This is a genomic window from Streptosporangium sp. NPDC020145 (assembly GCF_040631275.1).
Lineage (GTDB): Bacteria > Actinomycetota > Actinomycetes > Streptosporangiales > Streptosporangiaceae > Streptosporangium.
The window spans coordinates 23,612-42,088 of the sequence record NZ_JBEXZT010000013.1 but is presented as its reverse complement, the minus strand read 5'-3'; the positions used below and the strand labels follow the sequence as shown (position 1 = coordinate 42,088).

16 protein-coding genes are annotated in these 18,477 nt (G+C 71.3%); 9 read left to right on the top strand and 7 right to left on the bottom strand.

The window, feature by feature from the left end:
* Nucleotides 1–59: 59 nt before the first annotated feature.
* On the bottom strand, nt 60–602 hold the full coding sequence (locus ABZ463_RS23240; protein ID WP_362778833.1) for a hypothetical protein: 543 nt from the start codon (nt 600–602) through the stop codon (nt 60–62).
* A gap of 244 nt (nt 603–846) precedes the next feature.
* On the opposite strand from ABZ463_RS23240, the gene ABZ463_RS23235 reads away from it, so the two are divergent.
* The gene (locus ABZ463_RS23235) at nt 847–1,095 is read left to right on the top strand and encodes a hypothetical protein (RefSeq protein ID WP_362778830.1); all 249 of its coding nucleotides are present in this window, start codon (nt 847–849) and stop codon (nt 1,093–1,095) included.
* Between the two features lie 60 nt (nt 1,096–1,155).
* Here the strand turns inward: ABZ463_RS23235 and ABZ463_RS23230 are convergent, their stop codons facing one another.
* Entirely contained in the window at nt 1,156–2,055 is a 900-nt protein-coding gene (locus ABZ463_RS23230; protein WP_362778828.1) for an aminoglycoside phosphotransferase family protein, read from the bottom strand.
* A gap of 435 nt (nt 2,056–2,490) precedes the next feature.
* Between ABZ463_RS23230 and ABZ463_RS23225 the strand changes: the two genes are divergently transcribed.
* Nucleotides 2,491–2,811: a hypothetical protein gene (locus ABZ463_RS23225; RefSeq protein ID WP_352013347.1), complete on the top strand. Its 321-nt coding sequence runs from the start codon at nt 2,491–2,493 to the stop codon at nt 2,809–2,811.
* A gap of 321 nt (nt 2,812–3,132) precedes the next feature.
* Here the strand turns inward: ABZ463_RS23225 and ABZ463_RS23220 are convergent, their stop codons facing one another.
* From ABZ463_RS23220 to ABZ463_RS23210, 3 genes are read right to left on the bottom strand one after another with little or no spacing between them, the layout of a single operon-like run.
* Complete coding sequence (locus tag ABZ463_RS23220; protein WP_352013346.1) at nt 3,133–3,600, bottom strand: hemerythrin domain-containing protein; 468 nt, start codon at nt 3,598–3,600, stop codon at nt 3,133–3,135.
* A gap of 8 nt (nt 3,601–3,608) precedes the next feature.
* Nucleotides 3,609–4,409, bottom strand: a complete 801-nt coding sequence (locus ABZ463_RS23215; protein WP_362778824.1) for an NAD(P)H-binding protein — start codon at nt 4,407–4,409, stop codon at nt 3,609–3,611.
* The gene (locus tag ABZ463_RS23210) at nt 4,406–4,984 is read right to left on the bottom strand and encodes a PadR family transcriptional regulator (protein ID WP_352013344.1); all 579 of its coding nucleotides are present in this window, start codon (nt 4,982–4,984) and stop codon (nt 4,406–4,408) included. The genes ABZ463_RS23215 and ABZ463_RS23210 overlap by 4 nt, the downstream gene beginning before the upstream one ends.
* A 527-nt stretch (nt 4,985–5,511) precedes the next feature.
* Here ABZ463_RS23210 and ABZ463_RS23205 point away from each other — a divergent pair.
* From ABZ463_RS23205 to ABZ463_RS23195, 3 genes are all read left to right on the top strand, one after another.
* Complete coding sequence (locus ABZ463_RS23205; RefSeq protein WP_362778821.1) at nt 5,512–6,630, top strand: serine hydrolase domain-containing protein; 1,119 nt, start codon at nt 5,512–5,514, stop codon at nt 6,628–6,630.
* A gap of 204 nt (nt 6,631–6,834) precedes the next feature.
* Complete coding sequence (locus ABZ463_RS23200) at nt 6,835–8,622, top strand: ABC transporter ATP-binding protein (protein ID WP_362778818.1); 1,788 nt, start codon at nt 6,835–6,837, stop codon at nt 8,620–8,622.
* Entirely contained in the window at nt 8,619–10,334 is a 1,716-nt protein-coding gene (locus ABZ463_RS23195) for an ABC transporter ATP-binding protein (protein ID WP_362778816.1), read from the top strand. The genes ABZ463_RS23200 and ABZ463_RS23195 overlap by 4 nt, the downstream gene beginning before the upstream one ends.
* Before the next feature lie 57 nt (nt 10,335–10,391).
* Here the strand turns inward: ABZ463_RS23195 and ABZ463_RS23190 are convergent, their stop codons facing one another.
* Nucleotides 10,392–11,912: a hypothetical protein gene (locus ABZ463_RS23190; RefSeq protein ID WP_362778813.1), complete on the bottom strand. Its 1,521-nt coding sequence runs from the start codon at nt 11,910–11,912 to the stop codon at nt 10,392–10,394.
* A 148-nt stretch (nt 11,913–12,060) separates the two neighbouring features.
* Here ABZ463_RS23190 and ABZ463_RS23185 point away from each other — a divergent pair, with 148 nt between their 5' ends.
* Complete coding sequence (locus tag ABZ463_RS23185; RefSeq protein WP_352013339.1) at nt 12,061–12,723, top strand: response regulator transcription factor; 663 nt, start codon at nt 12,061–12,063, stop codon at nt 12,721–12,723.
* Nucleotides 12,720–13,835 (top strand): HAMP domain-containing sensor histidine kinase, encoded by a 1,116-nt coding sequence (locus tag ABZ463_RS23180; RefSeq protein ID WP_362778810.1) that lies wholly within the window; start codon nt 12,720–12,722, stop codon nt 13,833–13,835. Before ABZ463_RS23185 ends, ABZ463_RS23180 begins: the two co-directional genes overlap by 4 nt.
* Before the next feature lie 31 nt (nt 13,836–13,866).
* On the opposite strand, the gene ABZ463_RS23175 is transcribed toward ABZ463_RS23180, so the two are convergent.
* On the bottom strand, nt 13,867–14,700 hold the full coding sequence (locus ABZ463_RS23175; RefSeq protein WP_362778808.1) for an alpha/beta hydrolase: 834 nt from the start codon (nt 14,698–14,700) through the stop codon (nt 13,867–13,869).
* Between the two features lie 86 nt (nt 14,701–14,786).
* Here ABZ463_RS23175 and ABZ463_RS23170 point away from each other — a divergent pair, with 86 nt between their 5' ends.
* Together ABZ463_RS23170 and ABZ463_RS23165 are read left to right on the top strand one after the other, a co-directional pair.
* Entirely contained in the window at nt 14,787–15,515 is a 729-nt protein-coding gene (locus ABZ463_RS23170) for a TetR/AcrR family transcriptional regulator (protein ID WP_362778806.1), read from the top strand.
* Between the two features lie 296 nt (nt 15,516–15,811).
* On the top strand, nt 15,812–18,442 hold the full coding sequence (locus ABZ463_RS23165) for a BTAD domain-containing putative transcriptional regulator (protein WP_362778804.1): 2,631 nt from the start codon (nt 15,812–15,814) through the stop codon (nt 18,440–18,442).
* Nucleotides 18,443–18,477 lie beyond the last annotated feature (35 nt).

The window sequence follows — 18,477 nt, the reverse complement described above, 5'->3', positions numbered from 1 at the left end:
ACGGCCGTTCTCGCACCTGCTCTGTTTCGCCGTGGTGGCAAGCGGCGCGACCGGCGGGCTCAGTTCCAGGTCGCCCGCTTGAGAATCGTGCCGAGCCGGCTGTCGCTCCACCGGTCGAAGATGAGGATCTTCGACGTGGGCAGGTACCAGATCCGCTCCTGGTAGGAGACGCCGGTCCTCTTGGCCGACTGCGTCGTGCAGCCGACGCGCCAGACGCGGTAGGTGGCCTGGTGTCCCGCGCCCACCGGGCGGAGGGCACGTGCGACGAGCTTGCCGGGGAAGTCCTCCACGTAGCGCTTGTCGGGCGCGCAGGCCGAGAGCCCGTTACCCGGGTGGTACTGCTCCTTGGGATCGTAGGGGTTGCCGTGGCGGCCCAGGGAGATGCCCTCCGGCCCGACGAGGTAGAACCCGCGGCACTCGACGGCGAGCCGGTCGCAGCCGCCGGTCTTGACGTGGATGCCCCACATGTCTTCTTTTCCGACTTTCCAGGTCTTGGGAATCTGGAGCGTCATGCCGCGGAAGGTCAGCGGCTTGGTCGCCACGCTCTGCGCGGGCGCGCCGGTGAACAGGAGAGAGGCGGTCACAACCAGGGTCGTCAACATGATCCCAAGGCTAGGGAAGCCCGCTTGTGGCTCGGCTGCAACGCTCTTGTAGCGCGCTCGAACGGCCGCTCCGGGCTCCCGGCACCGTTCCTTCCGGGCCCTCCGGTCGTTCGCCAAAGGTGAGCGCGTTTCGAGGGAAACCCTGAAGAGCCTGCGCATCGGGCTGACCGGCCCCGACCTGTTCGCCGTCCTCGGCTCCCTGCCCGGCTGGCTGGTGCCGCCCGGGCCGCCGAGCGAGTTCTCGGTGGACGACCGGCCCGCCGAGGTGCGTGAGCGGTGGCCGGCCGGTGTCGATCGGCTTATCGCTCACCACGGCTTCGGCATCCGCGAGGCCGCGGTCGAAAGCGGCTACCGGGAGGCGTGCCCCGGGGCGGACCGCAACTACCTCGGCGCTCCGGCCGGCATCCGAAACCACCGCAGGAAGGCCCGGCACCAGGACCGTCTCGCCGTGGAGACCGCCGGGCGGGCTTCGGCTCACCCGGCGGTGCCGTGATCGACAACGTCCTGCACCGGCTTACCGCCAACGGCTATCCGATTGATCCAGACGCCCCGGTCAAAGGCCCTTCAAGACACGCTCAAGTGCCGACCGGCCTGCGGGCCCCCAGTTCGGCTTGCCGCCGGGCAGGCCACGGTCCCCGTTCTGGCCCATCAGCATCAAAAACAGGCTCTTCATCGCGGCCAGCCCACGCGCCCGTCGGATCGTCGCCTCATCCGCCTGTGCGTAGCCGTTGAAGAACCGTGAGGCACCCCCTGTGGGGAGCAGCACCCAGGCGGCCGCAAGGTCCCACGCCGGGTCGCCGGCGAACACGTCGCCAAAGTCGACGACGCCCGCCAGTGTGCCGTCCGCCACGACGACGTTCGCGGGATGCAGGTCACCGTGCACCCACACCCGCGGGCCCTCCCACTCGGGAGCCGCGACCGCGTCGTCCCACACGGCCCGGATGTCGTCCTCGGCAAAACGCCCGAGATCCACGGTCCGCAGGAAGTACTCGAAGCCGTCCGTGCACTCCTTGGGATGGCCGCCACGGTCTGAGGCGTCCGGCGCGTCGGCGGACGCCTCCACATGCAGCGCCTTGAGGAAGGCCGCCAGCATGTCGGCCGCGTGGTCCCCGCGGGTGATTGAGCCGTGGTCCAGCGGTGTGCCTTCAACCCATGTCATGACGGTCCAGATCTTGGGGAAGCGTTCGGACGGTGCACCGCTCCGCACCGGGGTCGGGATCGGAAGCGGCAGCCGCGAGGCCAGCACCGGCAGCCAGCGCCGCTCCTTGAGCTGCGGATCGGGGCCGTTGTCCATCCGCTGCATCCGGACGACCAACTCCTCTCCCAGGCGCCACATCTGGTTGCCCCAGCCGCCCGCCACCTCGCGGATAGGCAGCTCGGCCAGATCCGGATGCTGTTCCCGCAGTAGGTCACGGACCAGGTCTTCGCTGATCTCAATCTCGGATTCGATCATGCGAAGTCACAGTACTTGAGGTAGGCGGAGCCAGCCCTGCCTTGGGAGGATCCGGCTCCCGGTTCGATCTCCCAGGTTCTCGCGCTACCCGGTGGTCCCGGGCACGCACCGACTCAAGGGGGTGGCGCCTTCCAGCCCAATGCCCCCGAGCCCGCCTTTCGCCGCCGCAGCGGTGGCGAAAGGCGGCATCCTCGTCGGCTCTCCGTCGGCGACGGGGAGCCGTCGGCGGCCGGCTGCTTGCCGATCGTCCGGGGCCGGTCATCAGCTTGAGGACCTTGGCACCTGACATCCGTGAGTGTCACCGCATGCCGGGCGCTGCGGGGAGAACGACGGACCGGACAGGCATCTTGACATGCCGATCACGCCAGCTAAGTTCCCCGATAAGGAAACTTTCCTAACAGTACGAGGTATCGACCTCGCGGAAGGAGCCAGCGCGTGAAAGTAAGACGTGCCGCCGCCACCCTCTCCGGCGGCGCTCTCATCGCCGCTGCCGTCGTCACCGGCGTTGCCACGCCCGCCCATGCCCTGCCCGACTCCTGTTCGATCTCCTACGGGAGCGACGGGTCCATCAGCTCCTACTGTTCCACCGGTACCGGCTACCACCAGATCGTTGTGTCTTACTGCTTCGTCAACCCGTGGGTCAACTACTGTGGCTCGGACTCGGGGCAGAAAGCCCCCGTCGGCGCCACCTCCACCGTCAGGCCTCCCGGCGGCGGGGCGATCAGAGGCGTGACCGTCTTGAAGTCAGAAAGCTGAACAGGCCCCACCGATCTCCAAGGAGACGGACGGGGCTCGCGTGTGGATCAAGTGTCATCGCCGTGACACCGGCGCCTCCGTCAGGTGACCGAACACGTCCGTGATCAACCGTCAGGAGCGGTATCGGCCGGTGTCCCGGTTCCGCCGACGACCGAGGCGGCGCGCCCGACGAAGTGCGCGCCGCTGTCACGTACACCGCCGGCTCCTGCCAGGCCGGAACCGGTCTTTCCCGAGTACTACGGCAACCCCCTCCGGCGGTGGGCGAACACGCCGTGACGAGACGGCGGCCGCGGAGCCCCGGCTGCGTGAAGAGGCCATCGGTCAGACGTCCCCGAACATGCGGTTCCTGTCGCTCTTCGGAACATCAAGAGCACGAAGTGCCCGGTTCAGGGAGCCTTCCTCAAAACCGAAATGAGCCTTCATCGCGGCCTTGATGTCGTTGATCTGCCGGAAGAGCCGCTGTGGTGACGACTGTGAATCGTCGAGGCTCGCCTGGAAGTCGGCGAGCAGGCGTGCGAGGACCTCATGCTCACGCCCCAGGCGGGCGATCGTGGGCTCCAGCTCGGGCATCTGCTGCAGCAAGGCCGGGAAGAAGTCGCTGTCCTCGCTGCGGTGATGGCTGCCCAGGGCGGAGCAGAAGGTGTAGCAGAAGTCGCGGAGCTCGGGTTTGAGGCTCTGGGCGCGTTCGCCGGAGCGGATGGCCCTGCGGGCGTCCTCCAGCGCCTTTTCCAGGCGGTGGTGGACGTCCTGTAACTCCCGATGCCAGGCGAAGACGCGGTTGCGCAGCATGACGGCCCTCAGCGGAAGTCGTCGGCGTGCTCGTCGGCCCACCGCGCGAAACTCCGGGCGGGCAGCCCGGTGAGTTGCTCGACGACGGGCGACACGATGGCGGGCGTTCCGGCGGTGGCAGCCCACATGGTCAGGAGTTCGTCGACGACGGAGCCCGGCATGCCGTAGCGGGACATCCGCTCGCGGGCCTGGTCCGGCGTCTCCTCGACGAGGGCGAGTTCACGGCCCAGCGCGCGGGCGAGGACGCCGACCTGCTCGCGGAAGGTCAGCGACCGCGGTCCGGTGAGCGAATACCGCCGGCCCGCGTGTCCACCCCTGAGCACGATCGCGGCGACGGCGGCGAGGTCGGCCTCGTGGACGGGAGCGGTCGCCGCGTCCGGGTACGGGACACGGACCGCGCCCTGGTACCGGATCATGTCGCCCCAGTGCCGCAGCGCGTTGGAGGCGTACGCGTTGGGCCGCAGATGGGTCCATTCCAGCCCGGCGTCGGTGAACGGCCGCTCGACGTCGGCGGGGTCGTCGTCGAGCCCGGAGACCACCACGACCCGCTTGACCCCGGCGCGTACGGCGGACGCGGCGAACCCGCCGGCCGCCCGCCCGGCGGAGAACAGGTACACCGCTTCCACGCCGGTCAACGCCCGCGCCAGCGACGCCGGCTCGCCCAGCTCACCGCCGACCACCTGAACGCCGTGCGGCAGGTTCGCGGTCTCGGGACGGCGGCTGAGGGCGCGCACCTCCGCGCCGTCCCCGCGCAGCGTGGTGAGGAGGTGCCGCCCCACCGGACCGGTCGCTCCGGTCACCAGAATCATTCCTGCCGTCCTTCCGTCGTCGGCGCTTGGCCGCGGTCGTTCGCGGCGAGCAGTTTCGGCAGTTGCTCCAGCAGGCTCTCGTGCCAGGCGATCTCGGCCCGCAGGCGTGCCGTGGTGTGGTCGAAGGTCATCGGCTCCAGCCCGCGCAGGTACGGCTCGGCCTGCTCACGCTGGTGCCGCCAGGCCGTCAGCCGGGCGACCAGCGCCTCACGCCGGTCTCCGATCAGTGCCCGCAGCTTCTCCTCGGTGAGGTCGTCGGCGTAGTGCAACGCGAGATCCACCGGGTCGGGCCGCAGCCGTACCTCACGCAGTGTCCGGTCGCGCAGCGCGATGAACTCCTCGCGCCCGGCCGCGGTGAGCGCGTACACCGTCCGCGCCGGGCCCGCCGCCTGCTCGGTGCGGACCACCTCGATCGCGCCCTCGGCGACCAGCCGGTGCAACGCCCCGTACAGGGACCCCACCTTGACGTCGGTCCACAGTTCGGTGCGGTCCAGTTGCGCCTGCCTGCGGATCTGATGCCCGTGCATCGGACCGCGCAGCAGGGCGCCGAGCACGAACATGCGCGTGTCGCTCACCCGACTACTCAAACACGAGTAGTCTCAACTAGTCAAACGCGAGTAGCCGTGCCCGCTCAGACCCCGGCACCGGCCGCAAAGCCGGGACGGCACAGCGGAGACGGACCGCGAACCGACCTTCGCCGAGAAGGCCGGCACCCGCGTCGAGGTGCGGCCGGAGTCCGCCAAGGCGTCGGACCGCACCGGCGGCCCGGCCCGCCGGGAGCCGGACGTCCGGCGGCCCGGCCCGCCGGACGGCGCCCACCCGACCGGTATACCGGCGGCTGGAGCCAGGGCCAAGCCCGTCCCCGTCGTCGCGTTCACCCGGAACGGGCGACGAACCCCGAGGGTGGCCCGCGCCTGCCACAGGCCACCTCCAGGACCTCCCCGACCTGCCGTTTCACCCCTCCCACCGATCTCGGACCAATCTATGCACTTGCTGTTGCACGCACCGCGTGCATAATGAGTGCACGAGTGTACCGGCCGACGTGCCGTGTCCCGCCAGGTCGGTGCGGAGCTCATCCGAGGAAGACGAAAGGTCACATGTCATGACGAACCTGCTGGATCCCGCAAAGCTGAACACCGCCATCGAGAACGTCCACCGGGCCGGGGTTCCGGGCGTGTTCGCCGAGGTGCGCGCCGAGGACCAGGTCTGGCGCGGCGCCGCCGGGGTCGCCGACCTCGTCGTCGGCCGCCCCGTCACCGCCGACATGCGGCACCGTGTCGGCAGCGTCACCAAGACCTTCACCGCCGCCGCGGTCCTGCAGCAGGTCGAGAGCGGTCGGATAGGACTCGACGCACCGATCAGGCGCTACCTTCCGAAACTGGTCCCGGGCGCACGAGGTGATGCGATCACGGTCCGGATGCTGATCAACCACACCAGCGGCCTCGCCGAATACCTCCCCTACGCCTATCCCTCCCTCGGGCCGTTTCCCAACCTCGCGGACACCAGGCCCCAGAGCCTGGACGACCACCGGTTCACCCGGTTCGATCCCGTCGAACTGATCGAGATGGGGGTCACCGCGCCCGCCTTCAGCGCCCCGGGCGGCACGCCGGGGCTGTACTCCAACACCAACTACCTGCTCCTCGGCCAACTCCTGGAACAGGTGACCGGCACCACGGCCGAGAAGTACATCACTCAGAACGTCGTCGAGCGCGCCGGACTCCAGGACACCGGGTTTCCCGACGGGCCGCACCTCGGCGGGCCGCACTCGCAGATGTACGAGGCGTGGTTCGGCATGATCGACCCACCGCGAGACTTCAGCGTCTTTGACATGTCATATGCGGGTGTGGCGGGTTCGCTGGTGTCGACCGTGGCGGATCTCAACCGCTTCTTCGGCCTGCTGTTCGACGGCGAGATCGTCAGCCGGTCGTCGCTGGCGCAGATGCGACGCACCGTCACGGTCATCTCCCAGGAGGGCAGGACGATCGAGTACGGCCTCGGGACGTATCCGATGAAGGCCCCCGGCGGCACCACCTTCTGGGGCGGCGGCGGCACGGTCTGGGGCGCCGGAACGATCTCCATGACCAGCGCCGACTCCAAGCGGCAGATGTCCGTCGCGATCAACCTGCAGAGGTGGAGCAGGCTCGACTCCTCGGGCAAGCCGCGGCCCCACGCCATCGACGACGCGCTCACGGCCCTGTACGGCCTGGCGATGAACGGCTGACCGGGCCGGAGAACGCCGCTTTCACCGCGGCACGTCCCACACGGTGACACCGACGAAGGCATGCCACTGCCTCGCCCGCCCCGGCCCGCACCGAGCCGTGGAGACGGCGGTCGGCACGCCCGCACTGCTCCGCGAGACGAACGGCCGCGCAGGCGGAAGGGCCCTCTTCGGCCGGCAGGGGCCCGCAGAGAAGACAGGAGAACGATGACCACGACCGACCTCGCACCGCCGAGGGAGCAGCATCCACCCTCACCGGACGCCGACGACACGGGGGAACAGTCCGTTGCGGGACTGCTGCGCCCCTACCGATGGAGCTTCACCGCCGTTGTCATCCTGCAGGTGATCGGCGCCGTCGCGGGGCTGGCACCGCTGCTGGCGGTCGTCGAACTGGGGCGCGCCCTGCTGGCGTCTGGCCCGATCGATCACGATCGTGTCTGGTTCGTCGTGATCGCCGGTGCGGCCGGCTTGCTTGTCCGGCTGCTGTTCACGGCCGCGTCGTCCGGAATCGGGCACCTGCTCGACGGTCAGGTGCAACTGGCCCTGCGCCGGCACCTGGCGGAGCGGCTGGGACGTGTGCCGATCGGCTGGTTCTCCCGGCGCCGGACCGGCGAGCTGACCAAGGTGGTGGGCCAGGACGTCAGTGCCGTGCACCCGTTCATCGCCCACTCCCCCGGCGAACTCGTCTCCGCGTTCGTGGTGCCGCTGCTCTCGCTGGCCTACCTGTTCACCGTCGACTGGCGGCTCACGTTGATCACGCTGATCCCGGTGGTGCTGGCCCTGGCGCACGTCCCGCTGATGATGACCCCGGCCCGGCTGCGCGAGGAGAGGCGGTTCGACGCGGCCATGGGACGGATCGCCGATTCCGTCGTCGAGTTCGTCCAGGGCATCTCCGTGGTCAAGGCGTTCGGCGGTTCCGGGCGCGCCCACCGCAGGTTCCGCACGGCCACCGACGATTTCGTCGACGTCTACCACCGCTTCGCGCGCGGCATCTCGGTGATCGCCGCCGGAATGCAGCTGGTGCTGTCACCGCCGTTCGTACTGCTGGTCGTCCTGATCGGCGGCACCGTCCTGATCACGACCGGTGGCCTGCCCCCGGCCGACCTGCTGCCCTTCCTGCTGCTGGGACTGGGACTGACAGCTCCGGTTGCGGCCCTCATCGCCCACGGCTTCGACGACCTGCAGGCCGCCAGGCGCGCGGTCGGCCGGATTCGGGACGTGCTTGAGGTTGCGCCGCTGCCGGAGCCCGCGCGCCCGATCGCGCCACAGGGCCACCGGGTGGAACTGCGGGGCGTCCGCTTCGGCTACGAAGACGATCGCGAGGTGCTGCGCGGGATCGACCTGGTCCTCGAACCGGGCACGGTCACCGCGATCGTCGGGCCCTCGGGCGGCGGCAAGTCCACGCTGGTCCGGTTGCTGCCGCGCTTCTTCGACCCGGCCCACGGTTCGATCACCCTGGGCGGCGTCGATCTGCGCCGGATCAGCAGCCATGACCTCTACCGGACGGTCTCCTTCGTCTTCCAGGACGTGCGCCTGCTGCGCGCGTCGGTCGCCGACAACATCATGCTCGCCGTACCGCACGCCGGTCTCGACGAGGTGGTGCGCGCCGCCCGGACGGCGAACATCCATGATCGGATCCTTGAGCTGCCACACGGCTACGACACGGTGATCGGGCAGGAGGCCGGGCTGTCGGGTGGCGAGGCGCAGCGGATCGCGCTCGCCCGCGCGCTGCTCGCCGACACGCCCGTCCTGGTGCTGGACGAGGCGACCGCGTTCGCCGACCCGCAGACCGAGCAGGCGGTACGGCAGGCGCTGAGGGCGCTGGAGGGCGATCGCACGATCCTGGTCATCGCCCACCGCCTTGAGACGGTCGCCGACGCCGACACCGTCGTGATGCTGGACAACGGGTCGATCGTCGAGCAGGGCAGACCCGCTGACCTCCTGGCGGCGAACGGGAGATTCGCCGCCTTCTGGCGATCCAGGGAGTACCGATGATCCGCATGCTGCTGCACGTCCTGGGCCATGATCACGCCCGGCCGGTGCGTCGCACCGTGGCCTTGATGACGACGACCGCGATCGTCGAGGGTTTGTCCTACGCCCTGCTGGTTCCCGTGCTGCGGGCCCTGTTCGGCGGCGCCCCCGCGGACGCGCTGCCGTGGCTGATCGCGTTCGGCGGCGCGGTCGTGATCTACGCGGTGCTGCGCTATGTCAGCGATCTGCTGGGTTTCCGCGCCGGAATCACGCTGTTGCGCGGGATGTATCACCGCCTCGGCGATCATCTGGCCCGGCTGCCCCTCGGCTGGTACAGCGCCGGCCGGGTCGGGGAGGTGTCCGTCCTGGCCGGCCAGGGCGTGCTGGAGACGATGGGCGCGATCGCGCACCTGCTGGCGCCCTACATCTCCGCCTTCGTCACCCCCGTGACGATCGTCGGCGTGATGCTCGCCTTCAACTGGCAGCTGGGGCTGGCCGCGCTGGCCGCCGTGCCGTTCGTGGCGGCGATCCAGATCTGGACCGGCCGCTCGATGGCCGCGGACGACGCAGGCCGCCACGAACGTGACGCCGAGGCCACCGGGCGGGTCGTCGAGTTCCTTCAGGCTCAGCCGGTGCTGCGCGCCGGCGGGCGGAGCGTCCAACGTTTCGCGTTGCTCGACGACGCGCTGCGGGAACTTCAGCGCGCTTCCCGCCGTACCGTGTTGTCGGTGCTGCCCGGCATGATCGGCTTGACGCTCGTGGTGCAGGCGATGTTCACCGTGTTGCTTGTTCTGGGCGCCTACCTCGTGCTCGGCGGGAGCATCGGTGTGGCGGAGGTGCTGACGATCCTGGTGCTGGCCGCCCGCTGCGCCGATCCGGTCCTGTCGCTGGCCGACATCGGCGGCAAGCTCCGCGCCGCACGCTCCGAACTGGCCAGGCTCGACGCGGTCCTGCGCACCGAGCCGCTGCCGGAGGCACCGCAGCCGATCCAGCCGGTGGGTCACGGTTTGGAGGTGGAGTCCGTCGCCTTCCGGCATGGTGACCGCACGGTGTTCGACGACCTGTCGTTGACGGTGCCCGATGGGCAGCGGCTCGCCGTGGTCGGCCCCTCAGGCGCGGGCAAGAGCACGCTGCTGCAGTTGCTCGCACGGTTCCACGACGTGGACGCGGGCGCGGTGCGCGTAGGAGGGGTGGACGTGCGTGCCATCGACACCGAGGTGTTGACGGCGCGGATCGCCATCGTCTTCCAGGACGTCCACCTCTTCGACGGCACGATTGAGGACAACGTACGGCTGGGCCGCCCCGAGGCCACCGAGGCCGAGCTGCGGACGGCGGCGAGCGCCGCGCGGCTGGACGAGGTGATCAACCGGCTGCCCGGCGGATGGGCGGCGAAGGTCGGCGAAGGCGGCGCGCTGCTGTCGGGAGGCGAACGTCAGCGTGTCTCGATCGCTCGCGCGCTGCTGAAGGACGCGCCCATCGTGCTCCTGGACGAGGTGACCTCCGCCCTGGACCCGGTGAACGAGGCGGCCGTCCACGAGGGCATCGAACGCCTGATGGCCGGCCGGACGGTCGTGATGGTCGCTCATCGGATGCGAACCGTCCGGCGTGCCGACCGCATCGCCTTCCTCGACGGAGGCCGGATCGTGGAGGAGGGAGGCCACGACGAGCTGCTCCGCCGCGCCGGCCGCTACGCCGACTTCTGGGGTGCCTCCCTGACACCGGCGGACCACGACTGAGCCGGGCCCGTTCCGGGCGGTCGGCTGGACCGACGACCGCCCGGAACCACCCACGCGTCAGAGCCGAGCCGCGCGCGAGGGCCGGCGTGCGGCGATCGCCGCCCCCAGGGTGAAGGCGGCGTATCCACAGGTCACGGCCAAACCTGCCCATGGCGGGAGTGGGTAGTGGCCCCCCAGCGGTGACGGGTCCACGTCCACATGCGCGAACGTGGGGACGCTCTGTGTGATCGCGAACCCGGCGGCAGGGGTGATCGTCAGCAGCCACGGCGCCACACCAGCGGCCGCCAGCAGGTGGGGCACGACGACAAGCGCGACGGCCAGCCCGACGGCGACGACAGCCCGCCTGACCAGCGCGGCCAGGCCCAGAGCCAGCACGCAGGCGGCCGCGGTCAGCGCCGCGTAGCCGACGATCACCCGTAGTTCGGTACCCAGGGTGATCGGCTGGACCGGGTTCTGGTTGGCGCGCAACATCGCCAGGCCGGCAGGGACCACGACTCCCGAGGCCGCCAGCCCCGTCACGAACGCGGCCACGCCGACCACCGCGGCCTTGGCCGCCAGCGGCCGCGCCGGATGCGGCTCGACCGGCGGGCCGTTCCCGATCGGCCCGCTCCGGTGTCCCGCAGAAAGGAACATGACCGCCGCCACGAGCATCGGGACCAGTCCCACGGCCCCGCCGATCAGCATGAGGTCGGCGCGTAGACCGCCCTCCACCGTGGCGGGCCCGATGTCACCGCCCCCGGTCACGATGAGCTTGTCGCCGGACTCGACGACCCCGCCCGGGTGATGGGGGGTCCTGCCGTCGGACTCCATGACGACGCCGACGTCGTCGTGGCGCCACGAACCGTTCGCGCCCTGCAGCGTGATCCGGTCGAAGGTCGCGGTGGCCTGGGCGAAGGCCTGCGCCATATCCCACAGGGCGCCTGGCGAGGCGGCGAACAGCCCGATCTCGACCGCCTCCGGCAGCCCGTTCAGCGTGACCGTGCCGACCTCGGTCCACGTCCTGCCGTCGTCCGACTCGTAGCCGGTGACGGTGTCGCCCGACCTGGTCAGCCGTAGCCACTGCGGGCCGTTGTGAGGACCGCCGGGCACGTCGTGGACGTAGTTGTACTGCATCCGCACGCCGTGATCTCCGGTGAGCATGACGGCGGCATACGGCGTGCCCTGTTCGAGGCTCTGCCTGACCAGGAGGCCGGCCTTCGCCCACGGCACCACCCCCTCCTTGACGTTGCGCACCCCGGGTACGGCGTCCGGCAGCCGGATCAGCCCGGTCATGTCCGATACACGGGCGGTGACGCCGCCGTTCCCCTTGAGCGTCTGGTGCACGAAGTAGTACTTGTCCATCACCGCCGTGCCGTCGGGTCCCACCAGGGGCGCGGGGCAGGGGCCCTCGCCCTTCCCGGTCACGCAGGTGCTGCGGGCGCCTGCGGCGATCAGCAGCCCGAGCGAAACGGTGACCAGCACGGAGGCCACCATGGCGAGCACCCGGCCTCGTGCGGAGCGGAACCTCGTCCACTCCGCGCGCAGCGTCCGAAGGAAACCGGCCCGCCGGACGGACCGGTGGGGCGTGAATGAACTCATGCCGACGGTTGTACGCGGCACCCGGTTCCAGCCAGGTCGCAGCCGCTGCGACCTGGCTGCGACCGGGGATCTGGCATCGTTGACCCATGCCTTCCCGACCCGGCGGCCGGACCGGCCGTCCTGCCCGCGCGACGAGCGGCGGTGAGCGGTGAGAGTCCTCGTCGTCGAGGACTTCGAGATCCTCGCCCGCTCCATCGGAACCGGGCTGCGCCGCGAGGGCATGGCCGTCGACGTCGTCCTGGACGGAACCACCGCCCTTGAGCGCCTGGCCGCCACCCGCTACGACGTGGTGCTCCTCGACCGCGACCTGCCCGGCGTCCACGGGGACGAGATCTGCAGGCGACTCGCCCACAGCCGCTGTGTGACCCGTGTACTGATGCTCACCGCCTCCGGCACGATCGAGGACCGTGTCGATGGGCTGGGTCTCGGCGCCGACGACTACCTGCCCAAACCGTTCGCGTTCACCGAACTGGTCGCCCGCGTCCGTGCCCTGGCCCGCCGTGCCACCCCGCCGCTGCCGCCGACCCTGGCATGTGGGGACATCACCCTCGATCCGGCCCGCCGTGCCGCGTTCCGGGCCGGTCGGCGCCTTGAGCTGAGCCCCAGGGAGTTCGCCCTGCTCGAATGCCTGCTCGCCGTACCCGGCCTGGTCGTCTCCGCCGAGGAACTCCTTGAGCGCGTCTGGGACGAGGCCGCCGATCCCTTCAGCAGCGCCGTCAAGCACACCGTGCACCGGCTACGGGCCAAGCTCGGCGACCCGCCCGTGATCGAGACCGTCCGCGAAGGCGGCTACCGCATCGGACCGTCATGACCCGCCTGCGGCTCGCCGGAAGGTCCTTGCAGACGCGGCTCGCGCTCGCCTACGCGGCGGGCGTCTACGCCGCCGGAGTCCTCGTGCTCCTGTTCGTCGCCGTCCCGCTCGCCAGCGTCGACGCGGCCACGTCCGCAGGCCGTCCTTCGCCGGGTGCGATCGCCGAAGCCGGGCCCGGGATCGGCCCTCCCCGACTTCTCACGGGATCGGCCGTCGCCCTGGCCCTTCTGATTCCCGTCGCCCTGACCCTCGGCTGGTTCGTCTCCGGCCGGTTCCTGCGTCCGCTGCGCGCCATCACCGCCACCGCCAAAATCATCTCCGCCGGCGACCTCCACCGGCGCCTTGACCTCGGCGAGCCCATGGACGAGCTGACCGAACTCGGCCATACCCTCGACGACCTGTTCGCCCGCCTTCAGGCCTCCTTCGACGCCCAGCGCCACTTCGTCGCCAACGCCTCCCACGAGTTGCGCACCCCGCTCGCCGGCCTGCGCACCCTCCTTGAAGTCGCCCTCGCCGACCCCGACGCCGACACCGACACCCTGCGCTCGGCCTGCCAGGAGGCCCTCGCCCTCGGCGGACACCAGGAGCGGCTCGTCCAGGCACTGCTCGCCCTGGCCACCGGCGAGCGCGGCGTCACCCGCCGGGACGCCCTCGATCTTGCCCACATCGTCGAAGGAGTGCTCGCCTCCCGCCGTCACCAGGTCGCGGAGAAGGGCGTCGACCTCACCGAACACCTGTCGCCCGCGGTGACGGCCGGGGACCCGGGACTGATCGAAAGCCTCGTCGCCAACCTCATCGACAACGCCATCCGCCACAACCGCCCGGACGGGCACGTGAGGGTCGCCACTCAGTCCTGCGGCACCCAGGTGGCCCTTACGGTCGCCAACAGCGGACCGGTCATACCCGGCGACCAGATCCAGCGCCTCTTCCAGCCCTTCCAGAGACTGGCACCCGATCGTCACGGCCACCACGACGGCTACGGCCTCGGCCTCGCCATCGTCAACGCCGTCGCCCAGGCGCACCGCGCCACCCTCATCGCCGGCGCACGCCCCGAAGGCGGCTTGTCCATCACCGTCTGGTTCGCCTCCGAAGCTCATCCGAACCATCCCTGACGTCGGGGAACGACCACGCGAGGGCGGCCGTTCACGCGCCGGACCAGAAGGCGGTGAGCAGCGCGTTGAGCCGCTCCGGCGCCTCGACGTGCGGGTAGTGGGCGCTGCCCGGCACCTGCTCGTGCCGTGCTCCGATCCGCTCGGCGGTGACGCGCGCGCAGGCCATGAGAGGGACACCGCCGCGCTCCCGGTACGGCCCGGGGGCCTCCTCCCAGGTGCCCGAGACGACCAGCTTGGGGAAGGCCGCCGCCCGCAGCGCCGGCAGCGGGAGACCCGCCTCCCAGCAGACGCGTTCGCGCAGCGCCGTGGCGGCCGCGCGCAACCGCCGATCGCCTGTCTCCGGCTCCGGCGTGCCGACCGAGTCGGCGGCGGTCCGCAGCCACTCCTCGGGTGTGAGGTCGGGAAGGTCGGCGTAGGCGGCGCGGTTGGCGCGCAGCGCCTCGGCCACGGCGGGGTGGTCGGCGGCCGCCTGGTAGCAGCCTGGCTCGACCAGGGTGAGCGAGCGCACCGCCTCCGGCCTGCGCGCCGCCGCGATCATGGCTCCGACGGCGCCGTAGGAGTGGCCGACCAGGTGCGCGCCCTCGCCGAGGAGTTCGGCGACGTCGTCGGCGTCGGCCAGGTAGTCGCCGGGGAACCTGTCCCCGGCGTCCGGGCTGCCGCCGTAGCCTCGGCGGTCCATCAGGAGCAGCCGGAACCGGCCGGCCAGCGGGCGTTGCGCCGCGAAACCGTACACCGGGTCGTCGCCCCAGCTCGTGGAGCCGTGCACGAGGACCGCAGGCGGCCCGGACTCAGGGCCGAGCACGCTCACGTGCACCTCACCCGTCAGCGGGCCGTTCGCGCGGAACAGCGGGGTGGGAGTGGACATCCGACTCCTCCTTAAACATCGTTTAACAGTATTGAACGTTGTATAAGGGAATCGGAAGGCGACGTCAAGGCGGGTAGGGTGATCGCGTGCCGTCGTCAGAGTCCTCCGGCGGGTCCGTGTGGCTGCGTCCCGAGCGGCCGCCGCGCGACCGCCAGCTCACCCGCGAGCGGATCGTCGACGTGGCGGTCGCCGTCCTCGACGCCGAAGGCCACCGCGGCCTGTCGATGCGTCGCGTCGCCACCGCCCTCGGAGTGACCGCCGGGTCGCTGTACTGGTATGTCCACACCAAGGACGACCTGCTGGAACTGGCCCTCGACCGCGTACTGGCCGAGGTGAGCGCCGGCCCCGGCACGTCCGGCTGGCGGGACGGCCTGGCGGCGCTGGCCCGCAGCAACCGCGCCATGCTGCTGCGCCACCGGTGGGCCCTGTCCGAACTGACCGTCAGGCCCAACCTCGGCCCGAACGCGCTCGCCCTGGCCGAGACCGGGCTGCGCCTGCTGGAGCACGCCGGGTTCACCGGCTCCGACCTCGACGCCGCCATGGCCGCCGTCAACGACCACGTGGTCGGCGCGGTCATCGCGGAGGTCGCCTGGCGCGACACGCTGGCCCGCATGAGCGGGACCGGGTCCGAATGGGACGAGCGGGCGGCCGAGTATCTACGCCAGGTCGCCGAACGCCACCCGACGCTGGCCGGCCGGATGGCCGCCACGGGTGAGATCGACGTCGAGCATGAGAGCGAGCGGCGCTTCGCGTTCGGCCTCGGCTGCCTCCTGGACGGCCTCGCCACCCGGTGCGCGGCCCCGTCCCCGTCATAGCGCCGGCGACGTACGGCACCGCGACGGCTCTCGCGCGAGGGCGCCTGGGCGAGCCGTCGGCCGCGCCCCCGGCGGCGTGGGCCGCGGCGGGCGCCGCCGTCCTGAAGTTGCACGACACGCCGTCGCCGCCCAGGCTCGGCCGGGCGGACCGGGGCTGCGGGACCAGCTCGGCTTCGGAAACCGACACCTGCTCATTGGTCAGGAATGGTGGGGAATCCCGGCGCGAGACGCGGTGGAGCTGTGGGATCGTGGGGGCTTTGACGCCACATCCTGCCCGCCGTACCCGGGGATTTGTCATGGAATTTCGGATTATGGGGGCATTGTCGATACGTGACGGCGCAGAGGATCGCACTCCCACCGCTCCGAAGCACCGTGACCTGCTGGCGATGTTCGCGCTCAACGCCCGCCGACCGCTCACCGTCGAGCGGCTGCGACAGCTGCTGTGGCCGCTGGAGGAGGGTGACCGGTCGGACTCGCTGATCCGCGGCTACGTCGGCCGGCTCAGGCAGCTGATCGGCCAGGACGTCATCACCACCGTGTCCGGCACGTACACGCTGGCCATCGACGACGACCAGCTCGACGTCGGCCGCTTCCGTCGGCTCATACAGGAAGGGCTGTCCGGGCGTGACAGCGGGAAGCTGCGGGAGGCGCTGGACCTGTGGCGCGGACCGGTTCTGGCGGACGTGGACCCTGACGCGCGGCGCTGGGCCGAGACCGGGCGGCTGCGCGAGGAGCTCGAAGAGCTTCGCCTGCTCGCCCTGGAGCGCCGGATCGAGCTCGACCTGGACGCGGGCCGGCACCGTGAGCTGCTGTCCGAGGTGCGGATGCTGGTCGCGCAGCACCCGCTCTGGCAGCGTTTCCGCGGCCAGTTCATGCTGGCGCTCTATCGCAGCGGGCGGCGCGTGGAGGCGCTGGCCGCGTACACGGCGCTGCGCGACGAACTCGACGGCGGGCACGCCATCGAGCCCGACCCCGAGCTGCAGCTTCTCTACCACCGCATGCTGCACGACGATGTCATGCTGCACGTCTCCGCGGGCCCGCCGGTGCTGTTGCCGCGGGACGTCGCCCACTTCACCGGCCGCGCCGACCTGCTCGATCAGGTGTTCTCCGGCCTGGTCGTCGTGCACGGCCCGGCCGGGGTGGGCAAGTCGGCGCTCGCCGTACACGCCGCCTGGCGGCACAGGGAGCGTTTCCCCGACGGGATCCTGTACGCGGACCTGCGCGAGACCACCCGGCCCGGCGCGATCCTGGAGGACTTCCTGCGCTGGCTCGGCTGCCCGGCCCAGGCGGTACCGGCGTCGGAGGGCCGGCGGCAGCGGCTGCTGCGCACCTACACCGCCAACCGCCGCATGCTCGTCGTGCTGGACGACGCCACCGACGAGTCCCAGGTACGGCCGCTGCTCACCTCATGCCCCACCGTGATCACCAGCCGGTCGGCGCTCGGCGGGCTGACCGGCGCCGTACGGCTGCCGCTGGGCGTCCTGGACGACGGCGAGGCCCGTGACCTGCTCGTCAGGCTCATCGGCGAGGAGCGGGCGGACGACGGCGGGGTGCGGGAGCTGATGCGGTTCTGCGGCGGGCTGCCCATCGCGTTGCGCATCGCCGGATCCCGCCTGGCCACCAGACCGGGCTGGACCCCTGGTTACCTCGCGGGCCTGCTGGAGGACGAGCGCGTGCGGCTGGACCGTCTTCACTCGGGCGACCAGACGATCCGCAGCGTGTACGCGGTCGGCTATGAGGGCCTGCCCATGCCGGCGCGCCGAATGACGCGGCTGCTGGGCGCGCTGTCGGCCCCCGACGTCGCCGACTGGGCCGTCCAGGTCTTCGGCGACCAGGCCGACGCGCTCGTGGACGCCGGCCTGCTGGAGGCGCACACCGTGGACGTGGCGGGTCAGGTCCGTTACCGCATGCACGACCTGACCCGGCTCTACGCCCGCGAGCGGCTGGTCGAGGAGGAGGGCGTGCATGCGGTACGGGAGGCGCTCGCGCGGCTCCAGGCCGTCGTGATCGCCCGGGTGCAGGCGTCCCGGTTCCCGCTGGTCTCCGGTGAGCCGAGCATGCGCGGCTTCGTGACCGGGGACATCAAGGAGTCGGTCGAGTGGCTCGTCGCCGAGCGCGCGTTCCTCGCCGCCCTCGTCGGTGATCTGTACGGGGCCGGCCTCGACGAGGGCGCGTGGCGGCTCGCGCATCTGCTGGGCCCGTTCCTGGAACGGCGGCGCTTCCTGGACGACTGGCGGCCGGTCGCCGAGACCGGCCTCGCGGCGGCACGGCGCACGGGTGACGCCCGCGCCGAGGCCCTGCTCCTGCGCGACCAGGGCGACCTGTACCGGGCCGAGGGCCGGTGGGCGGAGGCGCTGGACCTGCTCACCCGGGCGCTCGGGGTGTTCACGGGTCCCGGTACGTCCAGCGGCAAGGAAGCCGCGCAGGTCCGGCGCAGGATCGGCCAGGTTCACCTGGAACAGGGCCACCTGGACGAGGCGGAACGCCAGCTGACCTCCTCTCTGCGCGCCTTCGGCGGCGGGAGGGCCGGCGCCGAGGCGCAGCAGGCGCTTGGCGCGGTGCTGCGGCGGGCAGGCCGCCCCGGCGAGGCGGCCGACCGGCTCACCGCCGCCGCGGGCCTCTTCGATGACCGGGGCGACCGGCACCGGCACGCCGACACCCTGCTGGAGCTGGCCGAGGCACGGCTGGCGCAGCGGCGGGTGCCCGACGCCAGGGACTGCGCGCAGCGGGCCAGGTCCATCGCCGTACGGCTCGGCGACCGGCTGCTGGACGCGCACGCGCTGCTGGCGCTGGCCCGGGTCAACCGGGCTGAGGGCGACCGCGAGGCGGCGCGCAAACTGGCCGAGGACGCGTTCAAGATCTTCGACGGCATCGCCGACGAACCCGGCAGGGCGACCGCGCTGGACCTCCTCGCCGCCCTGATCTAGCGACCTGCTCTGACGGCTCAGCACCGCCCCTGTTG

What these genes read in the sequence shown, in the direction of transcription:
- ABZ463_RS23240 (WP_362778833.1), bottom strand. Translation starts at nt 602, where the DNA reads ATGTTGACGACCCTGGTTGTGACCGCCTCTCTCCTGTTCACCGGCGCG.
- ABZ463_RS23230 (WP_362778828.1), bottom strand. Translation starts at nt 2,055, where the DNA reads ATGATCGAATCCGAGATTGAGATCAGCGAAGACCTGGTCCGTGACCTA.
- ABZ463_RS23220 (WP_352013346.1), bottom strand. Translation starts at nt 3,600, where the DNA reads ATGCTGCGCAACCGCGTCTTCGCCTGGCATCGGGAGTTACAGGACGTC.
- ABZ463_RS23215 (WP_362778824.1), bottom strand. Translation starts at nt 4,409, where the DNA reads ATGATTCTGGTGACCGGAGCGACCGGTCCGGTGGGGCGGCACCTCCTC.
- ABZ463_RS23205 (WP_362778821.1), top strand. Translation starts at nt 5,512, where the DNA reads ATGACGAACCTGCTGGATCCCGCAAAGCTGAACACCGCCATCGAGAAC.
- ABZ463_RS23200 (WP_362778818.1), top strand. Translation starts at nt 6,835, where the DNA reads ATGACCACGACCGACCTCGCACCGCCGAGGGAGCAGCATCCACCCTCA.
- ABZ463_RS23195 (WP_362778816.1), top strand. Translation starts at nt 8,619, where the DNA reads ATGATCCGCATGCTGCTGCACGTCCTGGGCCATGATCACGCCCGGCCG.
- ABZ463_RS23190 (WP_362778813.1), bottom strand. Translation starts at nt 11,912, where the DNA reads ATGAGTTCATTCACGCCCCACCGGTCCGTCCGGCGGGCCGGTTTCCTT.
- ABZ463_RS23180 (WP_362778810.1), top strand. Translation starts at nt 12,720, where the DNA reads ATGACCCGCCTGCGGCTCGCCGGAAGGTCCTTGCAGACGCGGCTCGCG.
- ABZ463_RS23175 (WP_362778808.1), bottom strand. Translation starts at nt 14,700, where the DNA reads ATGTCCACTCCCACCCCGCTGTTCCGCGCGAACGGCCCGCTGACGGGT.
- ABZ463_RS23165 (WP_362778804.1), top strand. Translation starts at nt 15,812, where the DNA reads ATGGAATTTCGGATTATGGGGGCATTGTCGATACGTGACGGCGCAGAG.